This window comes from Pseudomonas sp. NGC7 (assembly GCF_047159675.1).
Lineage (GTDB): Bacteria > Pseudomonadota > Gammaproteobacteria > Pseudomonadales > Pseudomonadaceae > Aquipseudomonas > Aquipseudomonas kermanshahensis.
In genome coordinates this window covers 3,458,063-3,477,715 of sequence record NZ_BAAFZY010000001.1, presented here as the reverse complement: position 1 = coordinate 3,477,715, position 19,653 = coordinate 3,458,063, and the positions used below count along the sequence as shown (strand labels likewise).

Sequence of the window (19,653 nt, the reverse complement as noted above, 5' to 3'; positions counted from 1 at the left end):
TCACAAGAGCACGATGATGTCTGACCTCACGGCTATTGCCCGAATCAAACCTCGCCGCCTGGCCGAATCGTTGGTCGAACGCTTTGCCCAACGCATGCGTGACGGCACCCTCAAACGCGGCGACAAACTGCCCACCGAAACGCAGATCATGGCCGCCGAAAGCGTCAGTCGCTCGGTAGTGCGTGATGCCTTGTCGCGTATGCAGGCGGCAGGCCTGGTCGAGACCCAGCATGGCGTCGGCACCTTCGTCCTCGACATGCCGGCACCCGAAGGCTTCAACGTCGGGCCCGCTACCATTGTGCTGTTGTCCGACGTCCTCGACCTGCTGGAGTTCCGCCTAAGCCTGGAAGTCCAGGCTGCAGGCATGGCCGCCGAACGGGCCACGCCACAGGCCATCGACGAGCTGGAGCAAGCGTTGCAGGCGTTGCTGCAAGGCCCGGAAAAGTCCGGCAGTACCACCAATGCCGACTTCCAGTTCCACCTGAAGATCGCCAAAGCGGCCGGCAACCCGTACCTCATCGATATCATGAAACACCTGGGCACCAAGCTGATCCCGCGCACCCGGATGAACTCCGCCTATACCGGGCAGAGCAACCGCAGCACCTACCTGGCGGGGATCAACGCCGAACACCAGCAAATCTTCGACGCCATCGTCAGCAAGCAGGTCGATGCGGCGCGTGCGGCCATGTTCCTGCATTTGAGCAATAGCCGCATGCGCCTGCGCGAGGCGCAGAAACACCAGGCTGTCTACAGCGAGTGAGCCGCTTCAGGCGCCGGTTGCACATCCTCGAAGACCAACCCGTCGCTGGCACTGACCTGCCACGGGTTGGCACTGTCGGTTTCGCTGAAGTGGACCGTGTCGAACCGTGAGCCCTTCAAGCCATCGATCTTCGCCTTGGCCGGCCCGCTGAAACGCACGCGCTCGAAGGACAGGCCTTGGTGGTAAGCGCCGTGCAGGCTGTCGCCCTTGACCTCGATCGCCGCCAGTTGGGCATTCTCGACCGTGACATTGCTAACCCGCACATCGCGGAACTGGCCGGCGATGGTCGACTTCTTGTAGTCCAGCTTGGCGTTCGGGTCGTTGTAGTCGAGGGTGAAGATGAACGCCTGCTTGACCGTATTGCGCATCGCCGAATCACGGAACACCACATTACGCGCGCCACCGCCCATGAAATTGGTGCTCTTCATGCGTAAGCCGGTATCGGTGCCGTCAGACACGTTATCTTCGGCCAGGATGTTCTGGATCCACGCCCCCGTGTGGCTGCCAGCCACGACCATGCCGTGGCCCTTGCGGAAGTAGTTGTTGAAGATCCACGCGTCTTCCTGGGGCCTTTGCTTGACCGCATCGGCGCCGGTGCCGGCTGCGAAGTTGACGCAGTCATCGCCGGTGTCGAAGAAGTTGTTGAACACCAATGCGCCGCGGCTGTTGGCAAACTCGATGCCATCGCCGTTGTTGGCGTCGTAGGTCTTGTGCGTGGTGTTGGCCAGCACCACGTTTTCGGTCTCCAGGTTCATGATGCCGTGATAAGCCGGGTTGAGGACCGTGAAGCCGCCGTAGAACACGTTCTTGACGTTGCGCAAGGTGACCAGCGACGAGCGCATTTGGCCATAGGCGTCCTTGACGTTCATGCCTTCGGCCACGGCGCGAGCGACCTGGGCCTTGGCCAGCACGCCGTCCTGCAGGTAGCGAGTGTTGTCGCTGGGCAGGTAGAACGGCAGCGGTTGGCCACGTTCATCGACGATGTCGGCGTTGCGCTTCCAGCCATTACCATCAATGACCCCCTTGCCGACGATGCGTATGTTCTCGAATGCCTGGTGCGCACGCGGGTCACGCGGCAAGGCGTTGATCAGCGAGGCCGGGCGTACGGTGGTGGAGTACGGGTACTGGATATAGCCATCGCGAGGGTAGTCTTCGGCGCGCTCGGACCCGAGCAGGGTCGCGCCCTCGGCGATTTCCAGGGTCATGTTGCTTTTGAGGTACAGCGCGCCGCTTTTGTAGGTACCTGCTGGCAGCAGCACTTTGCAGCCGACGGTACAGGCGTCGATGGCCTTCTGGATGGCGGCGGTATCGAGGGTCTGGCCGTCGCCCTTGGCGCCATAGTGGCGCACGTCGAACAGTGCCGGCACGGCGGTCGTACGTTGGACGATTACCGGGCTGTCGGCCGATTCCTTGCCGGCGTGGTCCACCGAACGCACGGTGAAGCGGTATTCAGTGTCGGGGGCCAGGCCAACTGCGGTGTAGCTGTGGATGGCGATACGGTGGTGGAAATTGCGCGTGTCCTGCTCGTAGAAGCGGTCGATATAGGGTTTGGCCGGGGACACGAGCCCGTTGTTGGCGTTGCTGCCACCGAGCAGCTTGCCATTGGCGTAGACGTGGTAATCGGCGATGTCGGCAAGGTCGGCGGGTTTCTCCCAGACCAGGATTATCTGCTGGTCGTCGTAGGCCAGCGTCGGGACCAGGACTTTGCTCGGCGCTTCGAGTGCCCAAAGGGGTGAACTGAAGCCGAGTGCCAGGACAGTCAACAGTGATCGGGTGGTCGCGGTGTTTGCATGCGGCATGGGGTTATCTTCCTTGTTTTTGCCTGTGACAGTTGTGCCTTGGGGGCCGCTTTTCGGCCCATCGCAGGCAAGCCAGCTCCTACCAGGCAGCGGTGGCCTGTGGGAGCTGGCTTGCCTGCGATGGGCTGCGCAGCAGCCCCGGGTCGCTTCAGACGAGCGCCATACGCGGCGATTCAGCACTGAAATCGCGGCTGGCCTGCACCAGCATGCGGGTGTAGTCGTGGCTGGCCAGGTCCTGGCTCAAGGCTTGGCTGTCCAGGCGCTCGACAATCCGCCCCTGTTGCATCACCGCGACCTTGTCGCACAAATGGCTGACCACACCCAGGTCGTGGGTCACCATCAGGTAGGTGAGTTTCTCGCGCTGACGCAGGTCCGCCAGCAGGTTGAGAATCTCTGCCTGCACCGACACATCGAGCGCCGACGTCGGCTCGTCCAGCAGCAACACCCGGGGTTCGAGAATCAGCGCCCGGGCGATCGCCACGCGCTGACGTTGCCCGCCTGACAGCTGGTGCGGGTAGCGGTAACGGAAGCTGTCGTTCAAGCCGACCTTGACCAGGATGTCGTTGATGCGGTCATCGCGCTCGCCCAGGCCATGAATGGTCAATGGCTCGCGCAACGCGGTGTCGATGGTGTGCCGCGGGTGCAGCGAACCGTAAGGGTCTTGGAACACCATCTGGACCTTGCGAAAGTGCTCCTTGGGCAGTTTGTGCTGCAGCGGGACGCCGGCAATGCTCAGCGCCCCGCTCCAGTGCCGGTACTGCCCTGCCAGGCAGCGCAAGACCGTGGTCTTGCCCGAGCCCGACTCGCCTACCAGGCCGAACGACTCGCCGTCTTCGACCGTCAGGTCGACATCGTGCAGCACCTGGTTGCAGGCGGCGCCCACACCAAAACTCAGGTTCAGCGATTGTGCTTGGATCATGCTCATGTCAGTTCCCTCAGCAGGTGAGCCACAGCGGGTCGCGTTGCAGGACCGGCAGGCGTGGGCGGCGGTTGTCCATGCTCGGCAGGGCCGCCAGCAGGCCACGGGTATAGGGGTGTTCGGCATATTGCAGGTCGCAGGCGGCCAGCGACTCGACCACCCGCCCGGCGTACATCACCAGCACTCGGTCGCAGTAATTGCGAACCAGGTTGAGGTCGTGGCTGACGAAAATCAGCCCCATCTGCTGTTCCACCACCAGCTCTTCGAGCACATTGAGCACCTGCTGGCGTACCGACACATCCAGCGCCGAGGTCGGCTCATCCGCGATGATCACCTCCGGGTTGGTGATGACCATCATGGCGATCATGATGCGCTGGCCCATGCCGCCGCTGACTTCATGCGGGTACAGGTTGTAGACCCGCTTGGGGTCACGGATATGGACCTTTTCCAGCATTAGCAAGACCCGCTCGCGGGCCTCGCTGCGGCTGGCCTTGTGGTGCGCCAGGTAGGCTTCGGCAATCTGATCGCCCACCTTGACCACCGGGTTGAGCGAGTATTTGGGGTCTTGCATGATCATCGAAATGCGCTGGCCGCGAATCTTCTGCATGGCCTTTTCGCTGGCACTGAGCAAGTCGACATCGCCGAACTGCAGGGCCTTGGCAGTGATCTGCGTGCTATTGGGGTGCAGCTTGAGCAAGCTGCGCCCGACGGTGGACTTGCCCGAACCGGACTCGCCGACAATGGCGAGCTTCTCGCGGCCCAAGGTGAACGACACATCGCGTACCGCGTGCATTTCTTTCTTGCCATTGACGAAGCGCACATTGAGCGAATCGACAGTGAGTTTGAGCGTCGACATAAAGCCTCCAGTTACTCGCTACGCGGGTCGAGAATGTCCCGCAGGCCATCGCCCAACAGGTTGAACGCCAGGCTCACCAGCATGATCGCAGCCCCCGGTACGGCCACCAGCCACCAGCATTCGAGCATGTAGCGTCGGCCGGTGGAGATCATCGCGCCCCACTCCGGCAACGGCGCCTGCGCGCCCAGGCCAAGAAAGCCCAATGCAGCCGCGGTGAGGATGATGCCGGCCATGTTCATGGTCAGGCGGATGATCACCGACGACAGGCACATCGGCACGATGTGGCGCAGGATGATCCGCGTCGACGACGCGCCCTGCAGCTCGACCGCAACGACAAAGTCAGCCTTGCGCAGCGACAGCGTTTCGGCCCGCGCCAGGCGAGCGATCGGCGGCCATGAGGTCAGCGCGATGGCGACCACGGCATGCTCCAGACCAGGGCCGAGCGCAGCAATGAACGCCAGCGCCAGCACCAGGCTTGGGAACGAGATGAAAATATCGGTGATGCGCATGAACACGGTGTCGACGACGCCACCGAAATACCCCGACACCGTGCCGATGAACAACCCGATCGGGCCGACGATCACGGTCACCAGGGTAATGATGTACAGGGTGATGCGTGAGCCGTACACCAGCCGGCTAAAGATGTCGCGGCCGTACTCGTCGGTGCCGAACCAGTGCGCGGCACCGGGTGCCTGCAGGGCGTTGGCGAGGTTTTGCACGACCGGGTCATGGGTGGCGATCCACGGCGCGAAGGCGGCGACCACCACCAGCAGCAAGGCCACCAGCAGGCCAGCCAGGGTCATCGGGTTGCGCAGCAGGTGGCGCAGCACCCGCAGGCTGCTTTTGTACAGCGCATCGACACTGGACGCAGGTGTGTTGTCGGCCTGCGGCTTGTCGCTTGAAACGGTAGAAGACAGGTTGGCAATCATCGGCATGTTCTCGATGTGAAATCATGGCCACCTGGGGCGCCCGCAGACGCCCTCGGCAGTGTTCAGCGTTGCTTGTAGACGCCCAGGTAACGGGTCGCCTCGGCGTCATCGCCGGTGAAGCCCTTGACGTCCACTGCACTGACGGCGGTGTCGGTCATCTGCGAGATCATCATGATCGGGCCGACCTGTTGGTCGTAACGCTGCTGTGCCTGGTGGTACAGGTTCAGGCGCTTGCCGGCGTCACGCTCGACCCCAGCCTGGTCGATCAGCGCATTCAGCTGTTGGTCGAAGAACGACGCGCGCCAGCCCTGGAAGTTGGGCAGCCCGGCGGCATCGCTGTTGTCGGGGTTGTAGACGAAGGTGCGTAGGCTGAAGTACGGGTGCGGATAGCGCTCGGCCCCACGGGCCACGATCATTTCAAAGTTGCGCGCACGCATGGCGCCGTACACCTGGTTGCCGGTGCCGGTGACGATGCTGGCCTTGATGCCGCCTTCGGCCAGGGTCGATTGCATGCGCGCGGCAATGTCGATGAAGGGCGGTTCAGACAGCGTCCGCAGCGTGGTACTGAAGCCTTGCGGGTAGCCGGCTTCGCTCAGCAACGCCTTGGCTTTGGCCACGTCGAGCCGGTAGCCAGGGTCTGGCAGGCGCGCGTCCAGGCCCAGTTGCATCGGCTGCTGGTTGAGCATGCCGTAATGCGGCATGACCTGTTCGTCGATGCCTTTGTAGTCGATCAGGTAACGTACGGCTTCGCGCACCTTCGGGTTGGCGAACTCGGGCTGCTTCATGCTCATCGCCACGTAGTACATGGTGCCGCGCTGCAGGGGCTGCACCTGCAACTGGTCAGAGCGCTCGACGGCTTTGATATCCGGTGCGGCCATGCCGTAGGCGAGGTCCAGGTCGCCGCGTTCGAGCATCAGGCGCAGCGATTGCGACTCGGTCATGTGCCGCACCAGTACCCGCTTCATTTTCGCCGGGCCAGCCCAGTAGCCGTCGAAACGGTTCATCACCAACGCATCGTTGGCACTCCACTTGGCCAGTGTGAACGGGCCGCTCCCCGCTTCATGGGTGACCAGCCAGGCGGCGCCGAGGTCGCCGTTTTTCTCGTGCTTCAGCACTTCTAGGCGGTCGACGATGACCGCACTGGGCGAGGTCGCCAGCGAGTCGATCAGCAGCAGCGGGTCGGTCGGTTGTGGCAAGTCGACCACCAGGGTCTGCGCATCGGTGGCGCGAATCAGTGCCTGGATGTTGTCGACGTTGTAGCCGTAGGCCTTCCAGGTGGTGGCCAGACCGAAGTTGAGCTTCATCACCCGGTACAGCGACCAGGCCACGTCCTCGGCGGTCAGCGGGTTGCCGGAATGGAATTTGACGTCGTTGCGCAAATGGAAGGTGATCTGCTTGCCGTCTTCGCTGATGTCCCAGCGCTCGGCCAGCTGTGGCAGGTGTTTTTCCGGGTTGCCCTGGTCGCGCTTGACCAAGGTGTCGTACAGGTTGGCGTTGACCCCGGAGGCATCCAGGCCCGGCGCATTGGCCGGGTCGATGGAAAACAGGTTGACCATGCTCATGCCGACGATCAACTGGTCGGCAGGGGTCTTGGCCTGCACGACGGCCATCGGCGCCAGGGCCAGGATTGCACCCAGCAGGCTCATGTGCAGCGGGGGAAGTGCAGTCTTCATGTGGGCGTCCTTCTTTTTATAGTTATGCAATGTGTTCACGCAGCCCCTGGGGGCTTAGCGGGTCCTTGGGTCGAACACCTTGTACAGGGCATCGCTGATCAGGTTGAGGGCGACGAAGATCAGGCCGATCACCAGCACGCAGCCCATCACCGCGTTCATGTCACCGAGCATCAGGCTGCTGGTGAGGTATTGGCCAAAGCCCGGCCAGGCGAACACCGTCTCGATCAGCACCGCGCCTTCGAGCAGCGAGCCGTAGGCCAGCGCCACCACGGTCAGCAGTTGCACGAGGATGTTGCGAAACGCATGGCCCCAGACCACCTGGCGACGCGACAGGCCCTTGACCCGCGCCGTGATGATGTATTCCTGCGACAACTGCTCGAGCATGAAGCTGCGCGTCATGCGGCTGATATAGGCCACCGAGTTCAAGCCCAGGATCAGCCCCGGCAAGATGATGTGGCGCAAGGCACTGCTGAACGCCTCCCAGTCACGCGCCAGGGCGGTGTCGATCAGCAGCAGGCCGGTCACGTCCGGGACCATGCCGTCGTAGGCGAGGTCGATACGCCCTGCCCCGCCCGCCCAGCCGAGCCAGGCGTAGAACACCAGCAGGCCCATCATGCCCACCCAGAAAATCGGCGTGGAGTAACCGAACAACGTGATCACCCGGGCCACATGGTCGCCCAGCTTGCCCTGGTTGCTGGCGGCAACCACACCCAGCGGCAGGCCGATGAGGATGCCGAACAGGATCGCCAGCGTGGCCAGCTCGATGGTCGCCGGGAACACCCGCTTGATGTCCTCCAGCACCGGGTGGCCGGTGAGCAGCGCATTGCCGAAATCACCGTGCAGCAAATCGTTGAGGTACAGCCCGAACTGGGTCCAGATCGGCTTGTCCAGGCCCATCGCCTGGTAGACCTGGTCATAGGTGGAGCTGTCGGCGTCCGGCCCGACCACGGCCAGCACCGGGTCCAGCGGCATCACCCGACCAATGAAGAATGTCAGCGCCAACAGGCCGAGCAAGGTCACCAGGACCGTGCTGGCCCGTCGGGCAGTGGCAGACACGCGCGTGCCCAGCACAGAGGCAGTCGAAAGCAACATAACAGGCTCCTGAAAAAGCGTTCAGCAAACACCGAGGCGTAAGGGGCGCGGGCGCCCCCGTCCCGCTCATCGCGACTTGTAGACGTCTTTGTAACGGGTGGTGGCCGCGCTGTGGGCCTGATAGTTCTGCACGTCGTGGTACAGCACCACGGTGTCGGTCATCTGCGACACCGGCAGAATCGCGCCCACTTGGGCGTCCAGGGACGTCTGGATCTGCTGGTACTGGGCCAACTGGCGCGCCTTGTCCGGTTCGACTTCGGCCTGTTCGATGAGGGTGTTCAACTCAGGGCTGTAGAACGACGTGCGCCAGCCCTGGAAGTTGCTCAGCTTGGCTTCATCACGGTTGTCCGGGTTGTACACCAGGGTGCGCAAGCTGGAATGCGGGTGCCGCTCGGCACCGCCGCCGCCGCGGCCTACCAGGATGTCGAAACTGCGTTCGCGCATGGCGCCGTAGATCTGGTTGCCGGTGCCGGTGACGATGGTGGCCTGGATGCCGGCCTGGGCCAGGGTGGCCTGCAGGCTGGAGGCAATGTTGATGAACGGGGGTTCGGTGAGCACGCGGATGGTGGTCTTGAAACCATTGGGGTAACCGGCCTCTGCCAGCAATTTTTTCGCTTCGGCCACGTTCAGGCTATAGCCGGGGTCGTCCAGGCGTGCCGGCAGGCCCAGCGGCAGCGGGCGCTGATTGAGCTGGCCGTAATGCGGCATGACGGTCTGGTTGATACCCTGGTAGTCGATCAGCGAACGCACGGCCTTGCGCACGCGGGCGTCGTCGTAGGGTTTTTGTTTGACGCTCAGCGCCACGTAGTAGAGCGTGCCGCGCTGCACGGTCTCGGTGCGCACCTTGTCGGACTTCTCCAGCGCTTCGATGTCCGGGGCGGACATGCCCTTGGCCAGGTCCAGGTCGCCGCGCTCCACCATCAGCCGCAGCGACTGCGATTCGGTCATGTTGCGCATGACGATGCGCTTGAGCTTGGCCGGGCCACCCCAATAGCCGTCGAAACGGCTCATCAGGATCACGTCGTTGGCACGCCAGTCATTAAGAATGAACGGGCCGCTGCCAGCGGCATGGGTGGTCAGCCAGGCGGCGCCCATGTCGTCGCCCTTCTGGTGTTGCTGGACGACCTTGCGGTCGAGGATGAACGCGCTGGGCGAGGTCGCCAGGGTATTCAGCACCAACAGCGGGTCGGTCGGCCGCGGCAGCTCGAGGACAAAGGTGTGTTCATCGCTGGCGCGCATGTACTGGGCGACGTTGCCCGCCGTGAAGCCGTAGGCCTTCCATGTCGAGGCCAGGGCCAAGTTGAGTTTGAGGATACGCTGCAGCGACCAGGCGACGTCCTCGGCACTGAACGCGTTGCCGGACTGGAACTTCACGCCTTCGCGCAACTTGAAGGTGAGGGTCTTGCGGTCATCGCTGACCTGCCAGCTTTGCGCCAGCGCCGGCACCAGCTGGTCCGGTTGCTGCGCATCCTGCACCAGCAGCATGTCGTACAGGTTGGCGTTGACCTCGGAAACGTCCAGCCCGGTGGCACCGGCTGGGTCGAGGGACAACAGGTTGATCATGCTCATGCCGACGATCAACTGGTCGGCCGGCGTCTTGGCGAAAGCAGCAGGTACCGAGGTCATTGCCAGCGATGCAGCAAGGACCCCTGCCCAGAATGTGGGGAGAACGCTCATGTGAGATTGCCTTTTTATAGTTATTGGACTCTCGGGCGGCACGCGAGGGCGCGTGCCGCCATGCACGAATCAGAAGCGTTGCAGCGTGTGGGTCTCGACGTAGTCGAAATCGATCTCTTCACCCAGGCCCGGCAGGTCCGACAGGTGCACGAAGCCGTCCTTGTCCATCGGGTCGACCAGGCGCTTGAGGTAGGCCGGTACTTCGTCGTAGTCGAGGAACGGGTGCAGCAGGCCGCGCTCGTACCAGGTGCAGTTCTTAATCGCCCCGACCACGGCCAGGTTGGCTGCGCCGTTGCCGTGGATCTCGCAATCCATGCCAAATGACTCGGCCATGTGCGCCACCTTCAGGCATGGGGCGATGCCACCGACCCCGGCAACCCCGGCACGCAGGATGTCACACACATCGTTCTTGACCCAACTGGCCCGGCTCAGGTGCTTGCCACCCAGGCTTTCCGGGCCCAGTACCGGGATGTCCAACTGGCTGGACAGCCAGGCATAGGATTCGGCGGAGTCTTCCATCATCGGCTCTTCGAACCAGGCGAAGTCGAGCTTTTCCAGGGCACGGCCGATGGTCAGGGCGTCGGTGCGGCTGTACCAGTGGTAGCCGTCGATCATCAGGGCGATGTCCGGGCCGACTGCCTCGCGCACCGCGGCGCAGGCCTTGATATCCATGCTCACGCTGGGCGCGAACGACACAGGCGGCATCCAGGTGTGCAGCTTGATCGCTTTATAGCCGCGCTTGACCAGGGTTTCGGCAAAGCGCCCGTATTCCTCAGGGGTCGACAGGCCACCTTCAAGCTCATCGCCACACATGGTAGAGCCATACGCAGGCACTTTGTCGCGGTAGCCACCAATCAACTTGTGCACCGGCACATTGAGCTTGCGCCCGGCCCAGTCCCACAAGGCCTGCTCGACCAACGCCAGGGCGCGATCGGTCAACTGGCTGGCACTGCCGCGCTGCCAGTGGGCGAGGTCGTGCCAGATCTTCTCGCGGTCGAAGGCGTTTGCGCCGACCAGCACTTTGCGCACGAAACCATCGAGCACGTAGGGGCGGATCAGTTCAGGGGCACCCAGTGCATAGCCTTCGTTACCGCATTCGGTGGTGATGCGCAGCAGCGCCATCTTGGCCTGGGTTACGTCACCGGGGTGGGCATGGCCGGCGCTGTCGACAGCGCGGCGCGTGGGGTAGGAAAAAACCTGGACGTTTACAGCAGTGATGATCATGGACGTCTGAGCCTTCTTATTGGATTTGTGGCGGGTGAGTCACGCTCTGGAGGTCATCCTACGTCATCATACAACTTTTGAAAAGCACCCCTTAAAAACTTTAAAAAATGGCTTTGCCTTCTGATTTTTTACCTCTTTTGGGATACCGATCGCATTCCTATGGTTGCACTAAAGCCTCTATATCAGGCATTTCAAAGGCGAGCCGAAAGGTCATCCGACAACCACTGAAGAAATCGTAGACAACCGAAATGTTGTACGATAACTTTGCCGCATCTGATCGCGGCGCCCTGCCCCTTACCGCATCCGATCGTGACCACCCGCTTCAAAACGACCTCAACAAAAACAAGAAAAGAAGATCGAATGAACACCACACTCCGCAATCTCATTGCTGTCAGTACACTCGGCCTGTCGTTTTATGCCTGCGCAGACTCGGCCAGCATCAACTACCGCCACGGCTACACCGAAGACGACAGCATCCATTCCGACCGGATCAAGCTGAACTACCGGATGGACACTGGCCTGGGCTTCGCCGCCGAGATCAAGTACAAGACCGCCGGCGACCGCGAGGACGTGGCGTACGACAACATGGTCAACAACGGCCATGAGTTCACCGTGGACTACAACTACAAGCTGAGTCCCAAGTCGACCCTCACCCCCGCGTTCCAGATGGACAGCTCCAAGGACGCCACCACCTACAAGTTCGGCTTGAAGTACAACTACAAGATCAGCGACACCTGGTACGTCGCCACCCGTGTGCGGCACGACGCGCGCAACCTCGACCGCGACCAGATCGACCACTCCAAGGCAGACCGCGCCAAGGACAACCAGAACACCACTCGGCTCGAAGGCTGGCTCGGCTACACCCCGAAAGGGCCGTGGGCCTTCGAGTACCAGTACATTTATTTCGACACCGACTACATCCGCTACGACAACAAGAAGAGCGACTACGAGCAAAACCTGATCGTCAAGTACAAGCTCAACAAGCAGTGGGCGCCGTTCATGGAAGTGGGTGACATCAAGGTCAACGCCTACACCGACGACCGCCAGGCCCGCTGGCGCCTGGGCATCCAGTACAACTTCATGTAATGCCGCGCTGCCGGGTGCCTGCCAGGTGGCCCGGCGTTGTCGCCCAACTACCCCCCAACCACCCCTCACGCCAAGGCGCTCGCCATGACCACACCCTCCTCGCCCACCCAGGGCAAACCGTTCAACCGCCTGCTGCTGACCGGCGCCGCCGGCGGGCTCGGGCAGATCCTGCGCGAAGCCCTGCAGGCGCACGCCAACGTCGTACGGGCTTCCGATATCAGTGCGATGGCGCCCGCAGCGGGCGCACATGAAGAAGTGATCAGTTGCAACCTTGCGGACAAGGCCGGTGTACTGGCGCTTGCCCAAGGCGTGGATGCCATCGTCCACTTGGGTGGGATTTCCACGGAGCGTGCGTTCGAAGAGATTCTCGACGCCAATATCCGCGGCACGTTTCATATCTATGAAGCGGCACGTAAGCACGGGATCCCACGGGTGGTGTTCGCCAGTTCCAACCACGTCACCGGGTTTTATCCGCAAGACGAGCAGGTGGATGCGCAGTCTGTGCGTCGCCCAGACTGCTATTACGGGTTGTCGAAATCGTATGGCGAAGACCTCGCCACCTTCTATTTCCACCGTTACGGCATCGAGACCGTGAGCCTGCGCATCGGCTCGTCATTCCCAGAACCGCGCAACATGCGCATGCTCTCGACCTGGCTGAGCTATGCAGACCTTTCGCACCTGGTAGAACGGGCCTTGCTCGCTGAAAACGTTGGCCACACCGTGGTGTATGGCGTGTCGGCCAACCGCGAGCTGTGGTGGGACAACCGCTACGCGGCGCACCTGGGCTTCAATCCGCAGGACAGCTCGGAGCGCTTTCGCGAAAAACTCGAGCAACAGCCAAAACCTGCCACTGACGATGCCTGCGCGCACCTGCAAGGTGGCGCCTTCACCGTCGCCGGCCCATTCGGCGACTGACCCCGCGCTCTGCCACCCTTTAAAGCCCCTTGCACCCGAGCGGTGCAGCGGGCTCATGCCATCAGAATGCTCACCAGCATCTGCGCAGGCCGGCTCAACTCCACGCCCTTGCGCGTGACCACTTCGTACGGCTCGCTGCGCGACTTCAGCTGCAGCGGCAGGCGCACCAGCATGCCATGGTCCAGTGCGACCTTGGCCACATCCCACGGCATCACAGCGAGCAAGCCCGGGTCCTGCAGCAGCATCGACAACGTGGTGAAGGTCGAGGACGTTTCAATCGGGTATTGCGGAAAGCTCAGGCCCGCTTCGCGGAATTCGCGCTCCAACGTCAAGCGCATGGGCATGTTGACTGGGAATACCACCCAGCGTGAACTGGCCAACTGCGCAAGGTTCAAGGTCTCGCTGCCGGCCAGGGCGTGTGCAGGGTTGGCCACCAGCACCAATTGCTCCTGGTGTTTCGGCACGCTGTCGTAGGCGGCGGGCCGCGGGCTGACACTGGTCCGGCAGATCACCACGTCCAGGCGGCCCTGGTCGAGCAGGTTGAGCAGGCGGTCGCTGGTGTCCTCAACTACCGACACCGACAGGTCTGGCTGGCTTTCACGCAAGCGCGCCAACCCCTCCACCAATATCGGCACCGCCCCCATGATCGTGCCGACCGACAAACGCCCGCCATGGCCCTGCAGAATACCCAGCATCTCTTCACGCAGGTGTGCCAGGTCGTTACTGATCAGGCGCGCGTAGCGCAGCACGCAACGGCCCAGGTCATTGGCCTCGAGGCCCTTGCTGGTGCGCTCGAACAGCACCGCGCCCAGGGTCGATTCAATCTCGTTGAGGGCTTTTGTCGCCCCCGGTTGGGTGATCGACATGGCCTCGGCCGCTTTATGAATCGAGCCCAGCTCATCCAGGCTGATCAATAACCGCAACTGGCGCAGGCGAAGGCGCGAGGCCATGGAACTCAGGGGTGGCAGCATAGGGGATCACTTAAAGTTATCACGGGGTCAGCAGGTCTCATTAGGCAGCAACAGCGGGGAAAATTAAAGTGACCTGCATCTTCAACAAGAACAACACAGGAACCCGCATGCGCCTGATCCAATTTGAAACCGCACCCGGCCAACGCCACGTCGGCGTGGTCGAAGGCGACCTGATCCAGGTCGTGCGTGATACCCACTCCATGCGTGAGCTGGCCTTGGCCGCGATCCGCAACCACACCAGCCTGGCCGCAGAAGTGCTCGAACGCGGCCTGGACAGCACGCAACACAGTTACAGCCAGGCCCTGAGCGACTGCCGCGTACTGCCCCCGCTGGACCACGAAGACCCAGCCCATTGCCTGATCAGCGGCACCGGCCTGACCCACCTGGGCAGTGCTGCCACCCGCGACAAGATGCACCAGCAAAAAATCGACGATGCGGCGGCGTTGACCGACACCGCGCGGATCTTCCAGTGGGGCATCGAAGGCGGCCGCCCTGCACCGGGCACCGCGGGCGTACAACCGGAGTGGTTCTACAAGGGCGACGGCTCCATTGTGGTCCGCCCTGGCCAGGCCTTGCAGCGCCCGGCCTTTGCTGAAGATGCCGGTGAAGAACCCGAGCTGGCCGGCCTGTATGTGATCGGCGATGATGGCCAGCCCTACCGCCTCGGTTTTGCCATCGGCAACGAGTTTTCCGACCATGTGATGGAACGGCGCAACTACCTGTACCTGGCTCACTCCAAATTGCGCAGTTGCGCCTTTGGCCCTGAATTGCGGGTCGGTGAGCTGCCCCGCCACCTCGATGGCATCAGCCGGATTCGTCGCGGCAACCAGGTGATCTGGGAAAAGGCCTTCCTCAGCGGTGAGGACAACATGTGCCACTCGCTGGACAACCTGGAGTATCACCACTTCAAGTACGCCCAGTTCCTGCGCCCAGGCGATGTGCACGTGCACTTCTTCGGCACGGCGACCTTGTCGTTCGCCGACCAGATCAAGCCCGCCGAGGGCGATGTGTTCGAGATCAGCCTGCCTGATTTCGGCGCCCCCCTGTGCAATGGCATTGCCGGGACGCCTTCGGCCATCTCACCTGGCGAGGTGAAGACGCTCTGAACCGACGGCGGCGCAGGGCCGCGCCGCCGCGGCATTTCATAACAATCACAACAGTGAGATGAGCATGAAACACACCCCTTACCCGGCGGCCACAGCCGCCACGGCCAGCACAGACACCGCCAAGCCGACCACCGTGCGCTGGCGGATCTTCCTGATCCTGCTGTTGCTGGCAGCGATCAACTACATCGACCGGGCGTCGCTGTCGGTGGCCCTGCCCTTGATTTCTGCCGAGTTCGAACTCACCCCAGCACTTGAAGGGTTGATCCTCAGCGCGTTCTTCTGGTCCTATGCCCTGATGCAGATCCCGGCCGGTGTGCTGCTCGACCGCTTCCAGGTGCGCAACATCATTGGTGTCGCCACCATCGGCTGGGGCGCCTTCCAGGCGCTGGGCGGCTTTGCCCACAACTGGATTACCCTGCTGGTCACCCGCATTGGCCTGGGCGTGGCCGAGTCGCCGATCATGCCGGCGGGCGCCAAACTCAACGGTGCTTGGTTGACCCCCAACGAACGTGGCCGCGGCGCCACCCTGGTCGACGGCGGCGCGCCGCTGGGCACAGCGTTTGGCGCGATCATCATCGCCGGGCTGATCACCTGGTTCGACTCCTGGCGCATCGCCTTCATCATCGCCGGTGTCGGCACTGTGGCGGCAGGCATCTGGGCCTGGTGGTACATCCGCAACCACCCCAGCGAACACCCGCAGGTCAACGCCGCCGAGCTGGCCTACATCACCCAAGCCAACGACGCCGCGACCCAGGCCAACGGCAACCGCAAGGCGGTACTCAAAGAGCTGCTGAAAAGCCGCTCGGTGCTGTGCATGTTCGCCGGCTACGCCTGCTACAACAGCGTGTTCTATGGCCTGCTGACCTGGATGCCAAGCTACCTGCACCAAGCCCACAACCTGGACATCAAGGCCATGGGTGGCGCGACCTTCCTGATCTTCATGTGCGGTTTTGTCGGCGAGCTGGTGGGCGGCTGGATCTCGGACAAGTGGAAAGCCAATGGCGGCCAGCCGAACACGGTCATGCGTAGCATGTTCGCAGGCTCCGCTGCCGTCGCCGCGCTGTGCATCCTGCTGGTGGCCTACACCCCCGATGCTGCACGGGTGATCGCCCTGCTGTGCGTGGCGCTGTTCTTCATCCGCTGGTGCGGCATGTACTGGTGCCTGCCGGCCATTCTCGGCGGTAAATCCAAAGCCGGCGTTCTGGGCGGCAGCATGAACTTCTGCGGCAACATGGTCGGCGTGCTGGTACCGATCTTGATCGGCCTGATCGTGCAGTTCACCGGTTCGTACTTCTTGGCCCTGATCTTCTTCGTGGTCATGGCCTTCGGCCTGATGCTGTTCTCTGGCCTGATCGACTATCGCGAGCGCGGGCTGGCCTGAGCCACGCGCCCTATTGAGGTAACTGTCATGCAACTCATTACAACAACAGGCAGTGAACGCGCTGCCCACGCCGTGATCCGTCTCAACCCGCTCGACGACGTGCTCATCGCCCGCCAGGCCCTGCCCGAAGGGTTGCTGCTGGACGAAGGCATCACCGTTCGCCAGCCAATCCCTGCCGGGCACAAGGTGGCGGCGCGCGACATTGCGGCCGGCCAGCCGCTGCGCCGCTACGGGCAGATCATCGGCTTCGCCAGCCAGGCCATCACCGCAGGCGAGCATGTGCACGTGCATAACCTGGCAATGGGTGACTTTGCCCGTGACTACGCCTTTGGCGTCGATGCCCGTGGCGCGCAGGCGCCCAACGACGACACCTTCAGGGGTATCGTCCGGGCCGATGGCCGGGTCGCCACGCGCAACTATGTCGGCATCCTCACTTCGGTGAACTGCTCGGCCACCGTGGCCCGGGCAATCGCCGACCATTTTCGCCGTGACATTCACCCCGAAGCGTTGGCGCCGTACCCGAACGTCGACGGCGTGGTGGCCCTGACCCATGGCGTCGGTTGCGCCGTCGACCCCTCTGGCGAGGCCTTGGCCATGCTGCGCCGGACCTTGGGCGGCTATGCCGTGCATGCCAACTTCGCCTCGGTGCTGCTGATTGGCCTGGGTTGCGAAACCAACCAGATCCCTGAGCTGCTCGCCGCCCAAGGGTTGCAAAGCAGCCACACCCTGCGCACCTTCACCATCCAGGGCACTGGTGGCACCAGCAAGACCATCGCCAGCGGCATTGCCCAGGTCAAGGCGTTGCTCGCCGAGGCCAACCAGGTCGAGCGCCAGCCAGTCAGCGTGCGCCACCTCACCGTGGGCCTTCAATGCGGGGGGTCGGACGGCTACTCGGGCATCACCGCCAACCCTGCGCTGGGCAATGCCGTGGACCGGCTGGTAGCCGCAGGCGGTACTGCGATCCTGTCGGAAACCCCCGAAATCTACGGTGCCGAGCACCTGCTGACGCGCCGCGCCGTAAGCCAGCAGGTCGGTGAAAAGCTGATCGCCCGCATCCAGTGGTGGGAAGCCTATTGCCAGCGCATGGGCGCCGAGCTGAACAACAACCCTTCGGCCGGCAACAAGGCCGGTGGCTTGACCACCATCCTGGAAAAATCACTGGGTGCGGTCGCCAAGGCCGGCTCCAGTGACCTGGTGGATGTGTACGAGTACGCAGAGCCGGTGCGCGCCCATGGCCTGGTGTTCATGGACACCCCCGGTTATGACCCGATCTCAGCCACTGGCCAAGTCGCCGGGGGTGCCAACTTGATCGCTTTCACCACCGGCCGCGGTTCCGCCTACGGCTGTGCGCCCTCGCCGTCCATCAAGCTGGCGACCAACACGCGGCTGTGGGAAACCCAGGAAGACGACATGGACGTCAACTGCGGCGGCATTGCCGACGGCAGCATGACCATCGAAGAGCGCGGCGAGCACATCTACCAGATGATGCTGCGCATCGCCTCGGGGGAGCGCAGCAAGAGCGAACAGCATGGCTACGGGCAGAACGAGTTCGTGCCGTGGCAGATCGGCGCCATTACCTGACTGCTTGCCTTGATGTACATGCCTTAACGATTATCGGAGCCCTCATGACCCAGATCCTTGGTCACAACTACATCGGCGGCCAGCGCTCGGCGCAAGGCAATACGCTGCTCAAGAGCCTGGATGCCAGCACTGGCGAAGCGCTGCCCGGCGCATTCAGCCAAGCCACCGAAGCCGAAGTGGATGCGGCCGCAAAGGCTGCTGCCACGGCCTTCCCGGCCTACCGCAACCTGCCGGCCGAGCAACGCGCAGTGTTTCTGGAGGCGATTGCCGACGAACTCGATGCACTGGGTGACGCCTTCATCGCCACGGTATGCCGTGAAACGGCCCTGCCAGCCGGCCGAATCCAGGGGGAACGTGCCCGCACCAGCGGCCAGATGCGCCTGTTCGCCACGGTGCTGCGCCGGGGTGATTTTTACGGCGCCCGCATCGACCGCGCACTGGCGCAGCGCCAGCCGCTGCCGCGCCCGGATATACGCCAGTACCGAATCGGGGTCGGCCCGGTTGCCGTGTTCGGGGCCAGCAACTTCCCGCTGGCGTTCTCCACCGCAGGCGGCGATACCGCATCGGCCCTGGCCGCCGGCTGCCCGGTGGTGTTCAAGGCGCACAGCGGCCACATGGCCACCGCTGAAGGTGTAGCGGATGCCATCTTGCGCGCCGCGACGCGCAGTGGCATGCCGGCGGGCGTCTTCAACATGGTCTACGGTGCGGGCGTCGGCGAGTGGCTGGTCAAGCACCCGGCCATCCAGGCCGTCGGTTTCACCGGCTCGCTCAAGGGCGGTAACGCGCTGATGCGCATGGCTGCGGAGCGGGCGCAACCGATCCCAGTGTTTGCCGAGATGTCCAGCATCAACCCGGTGATCCTGCTGCCTGAAGCGCTGGCTCAGCGAGGCGCTGCACTGGCCCGCGAGCTCGCCGCGTCCGTGACCCTGGGCTGTGGCCAGTTCTGCACCAACCCAGGCTTAGTGCTGGGGATGCGCTCTGCTGCATTCAGCCATTTTATCGAGCACCTGCAAGCACAAATGGCTGCGCAAGGCGCCCAGACCATGCTCAACGCCGGCACCCTGGCCAGCTACCGCCAGGGCCTACAACACTTGCACGCGCACCCCGGCATCACCCACCTGGCCGGCGCCGAGCAAGGCGAGCGGCAGGCGCAGCCGCAACTGTTCAAGGCCGATGTCAGCCTGCTGCTGAACGGCGACCCGCTGCTGCAGGAAGAAGTGTTCGGGCCCGCGACTCTGGTCATTGAAGTTGAAGATCAGGCGCAACTCAGCGCCGCCGTGCAAGCCCTACGCGGGCAACTGACCGCCACGGTCATTGGCGAAGCAGCAGAACTGACAGGCTTCAGCTGGTTGAGTGAATTGCTCCAGGACAAGGTCGGCCGCGTGTTGTTCAACGGCTACCCCACTGGCGTCGAAGTGTGCGATGCGATGGTCCACGGCGGCCCATACCCTGCCACCTCGGACGCCCGCGGCACCTCGGTGGGGTCGCTGGCGATCGATCGCTTCCTGCGGCCCGTGTGCTTCCAGAACTACCCTGATGCGATGCTGCCCCCTGCGTTGCAGAACGCCAATCCGCTGGGTATTTGGCGCCTGGTCGATGGTGAGGGCAGCCGTTCAAGCTGCTAAAGGCCCTTCTACCCCCGTCGAGCCGCCAGGCGCTCGACGGGGGGAAATTTTGAACTCCC

General features: G+C 63.1%; 16 protein-coding genes. 7 read left to right on the top strand and 9 right to left on the bottom strand.

From position 1 onward, the window contains the following. Positions 1 to 16 precede the first annotated feature (16 nt). A complete protein-coding gene (locus tag ACMCNM_RS15570; protein ID WP_027593227.1) occupies positions 17 to 760 on the top strand; it encodes a FadR/GntR family transcriptional regulator in 744 nt (247 codons plus the stop codon). Here ACMCNM_RS15570 and ACMCNM_RS15565 read toward each other — a convergent pair. The 8 genes from ACMCNM_RS15565 to ACMCNM_RS15530 form a co-directional block, all read right to left on the bottom strand. Beyond that, the gene (locus tag ACMCNM_RS15565; RefSeq protein ID WP_412764828.1) at positions 748 to 2,559 is read right to left on the bottom strand and encodes a glycosyl hydrolase family 28 protein; all 1,812 of its coding nucleotides are present in this window, start codon (positions 2,557 to 2,559) and stop codon (positions 748 to 750) included. The two genes, ACMCNM_RS15570 and ACMCNM_RS15565, sit on opposite strands and share 13 nt — an antisense overlap. Positions 2,560 to 2,707: 148 nt before the next feature. Next, complete coding sequence (locus ACMCNM_RS15560; protein ID WP_099454125.1) at positions 2,708 to 3,484, bottom strand: ABC transporter ATP-binding protein; 777 nt, start codon at positions 3,482 to 3,484, stop codon at positions 2,708 to 2,710. 10 nt (positions 3,485 to 3,494) lie between these two features. Beyond that, positions 3,495 to 4,334 carry an ABC transporter ATP-binding protein gene (locus ACMCNM_RS15555; protein ID WP_099429354.1) on the bottom strand — a complete coding sequence of 280 codons (840 nt, stop codon included), beginning with the start codon at positions 4,332 to 4,334 and terminating at the stop codon, positions 3,495 to 3,497. 11 nt (positions 4,335 to 4,345) lie between these two features. Further along, positions 4,346 to 5,263, bottom strand: a complete 918-nt coding sequence (locus ACMCNM_RS15550) for an ABC transporter permease (RefSeq protein ID WP_033694009.1) — start codon at positions 5,261 to 5,263, stop codon at positions 4,346 to 4,348. A 62-nt stretch (positions 5,264 to 5,325) separates the two neighbouring features. Next, entirely contained in the window at positions 5,326 to 6,936 is a 1,611-nt protein-coding gene (locus tag ACMCNM_RS15545) for an ABC transporter substrate-binding protein (protein WP_412764827.1), read from the bottom strand. A 54-nt stretch (positions 6,937 to 6,990) separates the two neighbouring features. Continuing rightward, the gene (locus ACMCNM_RS15540; RefSeq protein WP_027593221.1) at positions 6,991 to 8,028 is read right to left on the bottom strand and encodes an ABC transporter permease; all 1,038 of its coding nucleotides are present in this window, start codon (positions 8,026 to 8,028) and stop codon (positions 6,991 to 6,993) included. 66 nt (positions 8,029 to 8,094) lie between these two features. Further along, positions 8,095 to 9,705: an ABC transporter substrate-binding protein gene (locus ACMCNM_RS15535; RefSeq protein WP_027593220.1), complete on the bottom strand. Its 1,611-nt coding sequence runs from the start codon at positions 9,703 to 9,705 to the stop codon at positions 8,095 to 8,097. Positions 9,706 to 9,774: 69 nt separating this feature from the next. Then, a complete protein-coding gene (locus ACMCNM_RS15530) occupies positions 9,775 to 10,929 on the bottom strand; it encodes a mandelate racemase family protein (protein ID WP_085272840.1) in 1,155 nt (384 codons plus the stop codon). Between the two features lie 360 nt (positions 10,930 to 11,289). On the opposite strand from ACMCNM_RS15530, the gene ACMCNM_RS15525 reads away from it, so the two are divergent. After that, complete coding sequence (locus ACMCNM_RS15525) at positions 11,290 to 12,015, top strand: oligogalacturonate-specific porin KdgM family protein (RefSeq protein ID WP_027593218.1); 726 nt, start codon at positions 11,290 to 11,292, stop codon at positions 12,013 to 12,015. 84 nt (positions 12,016 to 12,099) lie between these two features. Beyond that, complete coding sequence (locus ACMCNM_RS15520) at positions 12,100 to 12,930, top strand: NAD-dependent epimerase/dehydratase family protein (RefSeq protein ID WP_412764826.1); 831 nt, start codon at positions 12,100 to 12,102, stop codon at positions 12,928 to 12,930. Between the two features lie 53 nt (positions 12,931 to 12,983). Here ACMCNM_RS15520 and ACMCNM_RS15515 read toward each other — a convergent pair whose 3' ends face one another. After that, positions 12,984 to 13,901, bottom strand: coding sequence for a LysR family transcriptional regulator (locus ACMCNM_RS15515; protein WP_099429358.1), 918 nt, complete (start codon positions 13,899 to 13,901; stop codon positions 12,984 to 12,986). A 107-nt stretch (positions 13,902 to 14,008) separates the two neighbouring features. Between ACMCNM_RS15515 and araD1 the strand changes: the two genes are divergently transcribed. From araD1 to ACMCNM_RS15495, 4 genes are all read left to right on the top strand, one after another. After that, positions 14,009 to 15,007: an AraD1 family protein gene (araD1, locus tag ACMCNM_RS15510; protein ID WP_339548104.1), complete on the top strand. Its 999-nt coding sequence runs from the start codon at positions 14,009 to 14,011 to the stop codon at positions 15,005 to 15,007. A gap of 64 nt (positions 15,008 to 15,071) precedes the next feature. After that, positions 15,072 to 16,388, top strand: coding sequence for an MFS transporter (locus ACMCNM_RS15505; protein WP_172960359.1), 1,317 nt, complete (start codon positions 15,072 to 15,074; stop codon positions 16,386 to 16,388). Between the two features lie 27 nt (positions 16,389 to 16,415). Continuing rightward, positions 16,416 to 17,969 carry a UxaA family hydrolase gene (locus ACMCNM_RS15500; RefSeq protein WP_027593213.1) on the top strand — a complete coding sequence of 518 codons (1,554 nt, stop codon included), beginning with the start codon at positions 16,416 to 16,418 and terminating at the stop codon, positions 17,967 to 17,969. Positions 17,970 to 18,013: 44 nt separating this feature from the next. After that, positions 18,014 to 19,594 (top strand): aldehyde dehydrogenase (NADP(+)), encoded by a 1,581-nt coding sequence (locus ACMCNM_RS15495; RefSeq protein WP_412764825.1) that lies wholly within the window; start codon positions 18,014 to 18,016, stop codon positions 19,592 to 19,594. Positions 19,595 to 19,653 lie beyond the last annotated feature (59 nt).

Bases quoted from the DNA above. Each gene is read 5' to 3' on its own strand.
- ACMCNM_RS15570 (WP_027593227.1), top strand. From the start codon at position 17: ATGTCTGACCTCACGGCTATTGCCCGAATCAAACCTCGCCGCCTGGCC.
- ACMCNM_RS15565 (WP_412764828.1), bottom strand. From the start codon at position 2,559: ATGCCGCATGCAAACACCGCGACCACCCGATCACTGTTGACTGTCCTG.
- ACMCNM_RS15560 (WP_099454125.1), bottom strand. From the start codon at position 3,484: ATGAGCATGATCCAAGCACAATCGCTGAACCTGAGTTTTGGTGTGGGC.
- ACMCNM_RS15555 (WP_099429354.1), bottom strand. From the start codon at position 4,334: ATGTCGACGCTCAAACTCACTGTCGATTCGCTCAATGTGCGCTTCGTC.
- ACMCNM_RS15550 (WP_033694009.1), bottom strand. From the start codon at position 5,263: ATGATTGCCAACCTGTCTTCTACCGTTTCAAGCGACAAGCCGCAGGCC.
- ACMCNM_RS15545 (WP_412764827.1), bottom strand. From the start codon at position 6,936: ATGAAGACTGCACTTCCCCCGCTGCACATGAGCCTGCTGGGTGCAATC.
- ACMCNM_RS15540 (WP_027593221.1), bottom strand. From the start codon at position 8,028: ATGTTGCTTTCGACTGCCTCTGTGCTGGGCACGCGCGTGTCTGCCACT.
- ACMCNM_RS15535 (WP_027593220.1), bottom strand. From the start codon at position 9,705: ATGAGCGTTCTCCCCACATTCTGGGCAGGGGTCCTTGCTGCATCGCTG.
- ACMCNM_RS15530 (WP_085272840.1), bottom strand. From the start codon at position 10,929: ATGATCATCACTGCTGTAAACGTCCAGGTTTTTTCCTACCCCACGCGC.
- ACMCNM_RS15525 (WP_027593218.1), top strand. From the start codon at position 11,290: ATGAACACCACACTCCGCAATCTCATTGCTGTCAGTACACTCGGCCTG.
- ACMCNM_RS15520 (WP_412764826.1), top strand. From the start codon at position 12,100: ATGACCACACCCTCCTCGCCCACCCAGGGCAAACCGTTCAACCGCCTG.
- ACMCNM_RS15515 (WP_099429358.1), bottom strand. From the start codon at position 13,901: ATGCTGCCACCCCTGAGTTCCATGGCCTCGCGCCTTCGCCTGCGCCAG.
- araD1 (WP_339548104.1), top strand. From the start codon at position 14,009: ATGCGCCTGATCCAATTTGAAACCGCACCCGGCCAACGCCACGTCGGC.
- ACMCNM_RS15505 (WP_172960359.1), top strand. From the start codon at position 15,072: ATGAAACACACCCCTTACCCGGCGGCCACAGCCGCCACGGCCAGCACA.
- ACMCNM_RS15500 (WP_027593213.1), top strand. From the start codon at position 16,416: ATGCAACTCATTACAACAACAGGCAGTGAACGCGCTGCCCACGCCGTG.
- ACMCNM_RS15495 (WP_412764825.1), top strand. From the start codon at position 18,014: ATGACCCAGATCCTTGGTCACAACTACATCGGCGGCCAGCGCTCGGCG.